The 5004-nt window shown below is 68.7% G+C and carries 3 protein-coding genes and 1 pseudogene; 1 reads left to right on the top strand and 3 read right to left on the bottom strand.

Translation table 11 applies throughout. The features are described 5' to 3' along the window. Positions 1-466: pseudogene (locus tag ABD292_RS48790) on the bottom strand (hypothetical protein); the annotation flags it as partial. Positions 467-586: 120 nt separating this feature from the next. On the opposite strand from ABD292_RS48790, the gene ABD292_RS48785 reads away from it, so the two are divergent. Beyond that, positions 587-2086, top strand: coding sequence for a coiled-coil domain-containing protein (locus ABD292_RS48785; RefSeq protein WP_344220332.1), 1500 nt, complete (start codon positions 587-589; stop codon positions 2084-2086). Positions 2087-2746: 660 nt separating this feature from the next. Here ABD292_RS48785 and ABD292_RS48780 read toward each other — a convergent pair. Further along, entirely contained in the window at positions 2747-2878 is a 132-nt protein-coding gene (locus ABD292_RS48780) for a hypothetical protein (protein WP_344220330.1), read from the bottom strand. Positions 2879-3066: 188 nt separating this feature from the next. Beyond that, a complete protein-coding gene (locus ABD292_RS48775) occupies positions 3067-3540 on the bottom strand; it encodes a hypothetical protein (protein WP_344220328.1) in 474 nt (157 codons plus the stop codon). Positions 3541-5004 lie beyond the last annotated feature (1464 nt).

The following is a 5004-nucleotide window of genomic DNA, read 5'->3' as shown; positions in this document are numbered from 1 at the left end:
CGTGCTGGCCGGCCGGCTCGCGGTGGCCGGCGAACGGGGCCAGCGCGACGGCCCGCTGATGGTCGTCGGTGCTGAGCAGGCCGAGCTTCCACGCCTCCTTGAGCACGCCGCGCAACGCGGCCAGGTGCTTGTTGCGGTAGGCGGGCGACCAGTCCATCTGGTCGATCTGCTCACGGATCCAGGCGGTGTGCTCGTAGCGCAGGTGGTGCCAGGGCTGGCCCTGCCCGGTGACGGCGGCGTCGTCGAGCCGGTCGCCGGTCAGCATGCGCGTGATGTGATCCAGGCAGATCCGCATGCCGCGACGGGAGTCGGCACTGCCCAGCCGTCCCAGGTAGAGCAGGTACGGATCGCGGGCGGGCGCGATCGCCACGGCGGCGGCCGGCGCCAGTCCTGTGGCGGAGGAGGGGAAGGCGGTCGCGGGGAGCGGGCGGGATCCCGCCTCGGGAACCACGGCAGGGTCGGTCACGAGAGTGACGCTAGCAGAGATGATCTTTGAGAATTGCTCTTCTCGGTGATCGTTAAAGATACGCATAGGCGATATGCTGAACCTCGGCTACCAAGGCATGTGCGATGCTAAATTGCCCGCGTGAGTGAGATCGGCGTAGATCCGGGCCAGCCGCAGCCCTCTCCGGGCCACGACCGCCCCCACGCCGCGTCGGCACCGCTCACCGGACCGGCTGCCGGGCCGACTACGGGGTCGCAGCGCGCACCCGCCGAGGGATGGGGGCAGGCCCCGATGCTGCCCGGGCCGGGCGCCGGGGACGCGGGGGAGGCCGCGGAGCCGGTGCGGGGCGGGCGCGGCCACACCCGCGACTGCTTCGCCCTGCCCGCCGACGATGTGCTGCGCCAGTGCGCCCGGCCCGGCTGCGGCCGCGCCAAGCCCGAGCGCGAGCCCGGCAAGGGCGGCCGCCCCAGCAAGTACTGCTGCAAGCTGTGCGGCAACGAGGCCAGCCGCGCCGCCGACCACGCCCCCGCCGCGCTGACCACGCACACCGCGGTCAGCGCCTTCACGGCCGCGGCCGGTCAGATCCGCGCCGCTCTGCACCAGCGCGACGCCCAGCTGGCCGCCGAACGCGAGGACCTGCACCGCCTCGACGAGCGCCTGCAGCAGGTATGGCAGGCCGTCACCACCCAGCTGGCCCAGGCCGAAGCGCGCGTACAGCAGGCCGAAGCAGACGCCGAACAGGCCCGCACCGCGATGCGCGCCGCCCACGCCGACCGCCACACGGCCGAACAGGAACGCGACGCCGCCCTGCACGCCCAGCAGGAAGCCCTCCGCGCCCAGCACGCGGCCGAGCAGCACCGCGACCGCGTCCATGCCGAAGCCCGCGCCCACGTTGAACGCCTCGGCGTCCAGATCGGCAACCTCACCGCCCGGCTGAACGACGAGCAGCTCCTCACCGCCCGCCAGGCCGAGCAGCTGTCCCGCCTGGCCGCGGACCTGTCGCACGCCCAGGCCCTGGCCGAGGAACGCGCCGCGGCCCTGGCCGAACGCGACCGCCAGCTGCACCAGGCCGGCGCCGACGTCCGCCGGCTGAACGACACTCTGGAGCAGACCGCCGCGCACCTGGCCACCACTCGCGAGCAGCTCGACCAGGCCGGCACCGCCGCCGAGCAGGCCCGCGCCGAAACCCGCGCGGCCCGCGACACCCTCGCCGCGGCCCAGCGCCGCTTCGAGGAGGAACGCGACCGGCTACGGACCCAGCACGACCAGGCCCGCCTGGGCCGAGCCACCGCAGAAACCCGCTTGGAGATGGCCGAACGCGAACTGCAGACCCTGCGCCGCCAGCTTGCTGCCGCCCAGGCGGCCACCGGCCTGGGCGTGCCGCCACTCGCCGACGTCGACGGCCGGCCCGGCGTGCGGCTACCGGGCGCCGCCGTCCACGCCGTCACCCTGCAGGACGGCGTGGTCCTGCTGCACCCACGCCGACGACGCCTTCCCGCTGGGCGACGCCTCCCAGTCGCCGCCGCAGGCCCGGGCGCTGAGCGCCGCCCTCCTGGCCGTCACCGCCCCGTCATCCGATTGAAGGCGCGGCAGGGCCATATCTACAACATGCCTCTGAAATGCGCAAACGTACAGGAGTAGTGAAGGCGAAGGGGACCGGCTGCCGCCAATGCATGTCGAGCAGGCGGTGTCGAGACGCGTGAGACAGAGGCGAAGCTCTGGGTGTTATGCACCTGCAAAGATATCTCCCAGCAATCGCGAAGGCGTTCCCCAGCGTCAAGCACTCAAAGGGTTTACTGACACCTCGCGGCACTTCTACTGACACTAAGCGGCATTACCCCGGGACAACTTCGTGGCAATCTGCACGAGGAACATCCTGGGAACCAGGACATCCGGATCACCCCCGCCGCGCTGCAGTCCGCCGCGTCGGCCGAAAGGAACGCCTGAGGAGTGACCTGTCCGAGACCGACCGCGCCCAGTTCGCTGCGGTGTTGGGGTGCCAGTAAGAAACGTGTCATGAGCCTCAAACGAGCGTTGTTGCGAGTGCAACAACCACCTGGGCCTGCACTTGATGGCAGTCCCAAGCCCTCTCATTCGATGCCGTGGTGGTCCATGCGGGTGTCCTGGCCGGGCCTCGCCCTCGATGAGCACCGGCTTGAGTGGTCATGACCGGGTGGCGGAGACTACGGGCATGCGCAGTGTCGCCGCTGTCGCGGCGAGCAGCGGGCCCCCGCCGGTAACACCTGACGTCATGCCCGACCTCGCGCTGACCGACCGCGCCTACCCCGGGCAACGGTACGTCTACATGAGCGAGCACGCGCCGGCCGTCAGGTGCGGATGCATGGCGTGCTTCGGATACCGGCGCGGGTAGGAGTCGCCATCCATGGCGAACACCTTCCACACCTCGTCCTCGCCGTCGGCCCAGCGCCGCATCGCGAACGGGTCGCGATCCTCCAGTTCCTCGCCGACAACGCGCGCCTCGGCGGACTCGATGGCCGCCTGTGCGCCTGGCTCCGCATCGCTTTTTAAACGTCGCCTGACCTCCCGCCCGCCGTCCTGCCGTGGCGCCCTCGACCCCGCCGCACGCCGGACCGACGGCGGGGCCAAAGCGAGCACCGAGGTCAGGACTTGGTGATCTTGGGTACAGCCTGCGCGACGATCAAGCCCCCGTAGAAGTTGATGTCGACGTTCCACAGGCCGTGGCAGACCAGATTCACCGGGCCGGGCGCGGTGGTGGTGACTGCACTCTGAAACGAGAGCGCACCCGTTTCCTCGGCATCCACGGTTGCCGCCTGCCAGCCCTTGAAGGGCCGGCTTTCGTTCGGCAGATACAGATCGCAGCGCGCTCTGTATCTGGCGGGAGTGCCGCTGGGGTGCTGCTCGAAGTTCGTTTCGGCGTGGAGGAGGTAGGAGCCGGCGGCAGGCAGGGTCACCGAGGCGATCTGGACGGACTCCGGATGCCGATACACGGAGAAGTTGGGGCCGTTGACAAACACCTCCCCAGGGACGGGGGCCTCCATACTGCTGGCCTGAGCTGAAGCGCCGGCGGTGAGTAAGGCAAGGACTGCGATCGTGATGATCGAGATTCTTCTCATGCCCTCGGACAGTAGAGGCGGGTAGTTGGAACTGACTTGGTGTTTTCTTGGTTGGTCGGCGTTGTCCGCCTCGGTCACGATGAGCCCGCACAGGCTGCCATCCGGGGGTCTTGGCTGCACTGACCGGCGAGAAGTGCAGGTCCAGGTGGTTGTTGCTCTCGCAGCAACGCTCGTTTGGGGCTCATGACACGTTTCTTACTGGCACCCCGAGATGGCCGAACGCGAACTGCAGACCCTGCGCCGCCAACTCGCCGCCGCCCAGGCGGCCACCGGCCTGGTGGTGCCGCAGTTGAACCGATGTCGAGGGACGGCCCGGCTTGCGGCTGCCCGGCTGCGCCGTCCACGCTGTGACGCTGCACCAGGGCATCGTGATGCTGCACTACAGCGACGGTGCCATCGCTCTCGCCGACGACTCCCAGTCGCCGGCACAGGGCCGAGCCCTGAGTGCCGCCCTCCAGGCCGTCACCGCCGCATCCCCCGGCTGAGGGCGCGGCAACGCCGCGTCTGTCATCACGAGGTCTGTGAGCAGCGCTGGCGCGAGGCGTTGAACAGGACCAAGCCGACCGTACTCACCGCCGCGCGGGCCACCGTGGCGATGTCCTGGGGCGGGAGCCAGCAGCGCGGGGCGAGATGCTCGAACCGCTGATCGCCGCCCTTTTATCACCATGGCGCGACAGGTCGCTCGCCCGAGATCGCGATGAGAGCTGATTGAAAAGCGAAGCCATGCTGGGAATGCCATCGTTGAGAGGGTGCCAGGAAGGCAGAACACAGCTTCCGAAGGGCGCTCCGTACCAGGGCGCCTTTCGCCAAGTTCTCACACACCGCGTCCCCAGGGCCCCTGCATTAACCGGGCGGCACTTCCGGCGAAAACCTGGGCTGGCGACACCCGCCGCGCAGGTACGCTGGCCCTGGCTGCCAAGATCCCTAAGTGGTGCTCATGAAGGCACGCAGATGGCGTTCTTACTCGCCTACATAGCCAGCCGTCAGGGCGTTGACGTGCATCCTTCATCCGGCGATCGCCGGAAACACCGCCGATGCTTGTCGACGACATCAACGGGACCGATCGACAATCGCGGCTCGTACAACTGATATGAACCAAGAAGCCTTTCTGCCACCGGGATCACCCGCTGGGCCGCTTCCTCGTTGCCCCTGGATGTGCTGATCACGGGCGACAAGAGTAGAGGTCCAGAGCCCCATCGTCACCAAGGTTTCCGGGGTTGAAGGATCGGCCTCGGCTCACTGATCACGTCCGAATCCGAGAAGCACATCAAGCTGAAATCATCACTGAGGCTTTTGCATCCCCTTGGCGGCGGGGCGCTGGTCACAGCGTGATCGCGGGTCACGTCCACGGACGTGGTGTATGAATCAAGCTTCGCGTGATCCTGTTTCTGCAGGTTAAGCGGTAAGTGTCTGCGGGAGCGGGTTCTGGGCCGGTGTGTCGCTTGCGATGAGCCGGACGCGGGC

The organism is Nonomuraea bangladeshensis (assembly GCF_039529455.1).
Lineage (GTDB): Bacteria > Actinomycetota > Actinomycetes > Streptosporangiales > Streptosporangiaceae > Nonomuraea > Nonomuraea bangladeshensis.
The sequence above is the reverse complement of the archived record's forward strand: the minus strand, read 5'-3'. Positions and strand labels throughout refer to the sequence as shown.